Source organism: Kamptonema animale CS-326 (genome assembly GCF_028330895.1).
Taxonomy (GTDB): Bacteria; Cyanobacteriota; Cyanobacteriia; order Cyanobacteriales; family Microcoleaceae; genus Kamptonema; species Kamptonema formosum.
This window is the reverse complement of record NZ_JAQMUA010000209.1, coordinates 1-2,571: the sequence shown is the minus strand read 5'-3', so window position 1 is coordinate 2,571 and position 2,571 is coordinate 1. Positions and strand designations below refer to the sequence as shown.

Below are 2,571 nucleotides of genomic sequence, written 5' to 3'. Positions count from 1 at the left end.
CTGCAAACAACAGAGCGGAAAACTAGCGTCGCATTCTCCGGTGTTATGACCCCAATAACGTAGTCGTTTAAGACTTAGGCGGGTAAGCACGGCTTCAGTTTATTTGCTGAAGCCCCGTGTCTTCAGACCGGGGTTGCTTACCTTTCAATTAACCTCATGTTTCATTTCTGATTGTGGGCAAGTGTTTGGAAGCAGAGGGGGAGCGGGGAAGAGAGGGGCTAGGGGCTAGGGGCTAGGGAAAGAAGGGGAACAAGGGAATAATTTACTGCATTTTCCTTCTTCCTTCTTCCCTCTTCCTTCTTCCTTCTTCCTTCTTCCTTCATAAAAGTCCTTCCAGGCGGCGACGAATAGCGTCAAGTTCGTTGATGGGCATTTCCGAATCCTTATTCTCTCCCTCCTGCCAGTCAGTCTGTTCTACATTACTTTCGGGTGGAATAGCCAGAGCCCCCGCTGGGATAAGCTCCCAGTCATAATCAACACTATCGCAAAACTCCTTGATCTCTTCATCTTCGAGCGATTCCACCACAGGCGTAGGGAAATCCTGAGCCTCCAACATCACACCAAAGCGCTCAGCGTCGTCTTCCGACTCAAACATCAGCACCTTATTGCGATCGCCGATTTGTATAGTATGGATTCCCTCATTCTCCGTTCGAGCATTAAACAGTAAGACGAACACTCGCATAAGTTTCTTACATCCTCAGTTACCACCGTTTTTTATATTAAAGGCGATCGGCAAAAATTTATGGGGAGAGCGGAAAAGAGCGATCGCGTCTTTATTGAAAAAAATCATACCTATGTTGAGTTTGTTGAAGACGTTAGTCTGTGTTTAGATTGAGTTTGGTCTAAAGTTTGTGGGCATCAATAAACGCTATAACTTGTAGAGTAGACGCTCACCGCAAAAACCTTGTAACTCATAGCTATAAATGGTTATAAGCGATCGCCTACCTTATGTTTAATTATCTCCCTCTACTTAGCGGCAGAGCGATCGCCAGTTTTGTCTCTATCAGGACATACTCACAGCTACGATTTTCTCTCATTGCGAGGACGTTATAGCCACCGCCAAGGCGCTAAGGACAGGATAGATTGCTCCCACCCTTACATACGATCGCCTCTACCTCCTACCTCCTGCTACGATCGCCTCTACTCCTACCTCCTGCTACGATCGCCTCTACCTTCTGCCTCCTGCTATGATTACCTCTACCTTCTGCCTTCTGCCCCCTGTCTCCTGCCCCCTGCTGATCGGCGCGTAAAGTAAATCCTATCTCTGTATCTCGCAAGCTTTTCTGTTGCAAGCATGACGAATCCCAACATCGACAATCAACCAGAACCCAGTCCTTCCCGCCGCAGATGGCGGCCGCTAATTTTGAGCGGCATAGGATTGGGAATTGTTACCATAACTGGAGCCTTGGTGGCGGCTTGGTGGATACAGGAAGAGTTAGCACCCCTAGTTGAGACTGAAATTAGCCAACTCTTGAAGCGACCGGTTAAAGTCGGGCGGCTGGAAAGATTTTCTCTGACTGGTTTACGCTTTGGTCGCTCATCCATACCAGCAACCCCCACCGATCCCGACAACGCCTCTGCTGAAGCCGTCGAAGTCCAGTTTTCTCTTGGACATCTGATTTTCAGACGCATTCTGAAGCTAAACGTCAATTTAATCAACTCCAATGCCTACATAGAGCAAGACGCTAACGGCAAGTGGATTAATATTGAGACTGCTGAAGACCGGGAAGGTGGCATAATTAAAACCGAAATCGACACTATCGGGGTTGAAAACGCCAATGCCATACTCGTACCCTCTCCAGCAGTAGGGCAGAAAACCTCAGCCCCAATTTCAGTGAAGCTCAAAGATGGTAACGCTCAAATTCGCGAACAAAATCAGCGAATTCTCTACGAACTTAACGGTCAATTCGTTACCAGTGGCAACTTCCGAGTTAAGGCAGACTCGCTATTGCCAACAGGCGAAACTAAGGTGTTATTGCAAGGGCAAAATCTCCCCGTTTCTGAACTAGCACGTTTGCTGAAAGCTCCTGCAATTAGCTTGGTTAGGGGTCAAGGAAGTGGCAATTTAACTGTCAGTTTGCGGCAAAATAAACTGTCAGATATCACTGGTATAGCTAGCTTTCAGGGTGTGGAAGCGATCGTTAATCCTTTGAAACAACCGCTGAGGAATACTACGGGTCAAGTGCGGTTTAGAGAAGGTGCGATCGCCATAGACAATCTCAGTACCAACTACAGTCAGATTCCGATTAAAATAGCAGGCACGCTTCAAACTGGGCCTAACTTTGACCTGACACGAACTAAGTTTAATTTGGCTACTAATATTCAGCCTGTGAATGTTGCGGTGTTGCTGAATGCAGCTAACAAAGAACTCTCAAAGCCTTTGCAATTGCCAATTCCCGTAGCGGGGGAAGTGAAACTAGAAGGTAAATTAACTGGAGATCTTTCTCAACCTTTGTTTTTAGGCGCGATCGCAACTACAAAACCAGTTCAACTCGATCGCCTCCAATTTAGCAATATCAGCACTCGCTTTGCAGTAGAAAGAGGAAGAACTTTTGAGCGGGGGAGTGGGGG

The 2,571-nt window shown here is 47.1% G+C and carries 3 protein-coding genes; 1 reads left to right on the top strand and 2 read right to left on the bottom strand.

Features of this window, described 5'->3' with window-relative positions:
* Window positions 1–319: 319 nt before the first annotated feature.
* A complete protein-coding gene (locus PN499_RS12090; protein ID WP_019487048.1) occupies window positions 320–682 on the bottom strand; it encodes a DUF3110 domain-containing protein in 363 nt (120 codons plus the stop codon).
* Window positions 683–1,118: 436 nt separating this feature from the next.
* Entirely contained in the window at window positions 1,119–1,292 is a 174-nt protein-coding gene (locus tag PN499_RS12085; protein WP_272032152.1) for a hypothetical protein, read from the bottom strand.
* Between the two features lie 2 nt (window positions 1,293–1,294).
* Between PN499_RS12085 and PN499_RS12080 the strand changes: the two genes are divergently transcribed.
* On the top strand, window positions 1,295–2,571 hold a 1,277-nt coding region (locus PN499_RS12080; RefSeq protein ID WP_272032150.1), incomplete at its 3' end, for an AsmA family protein.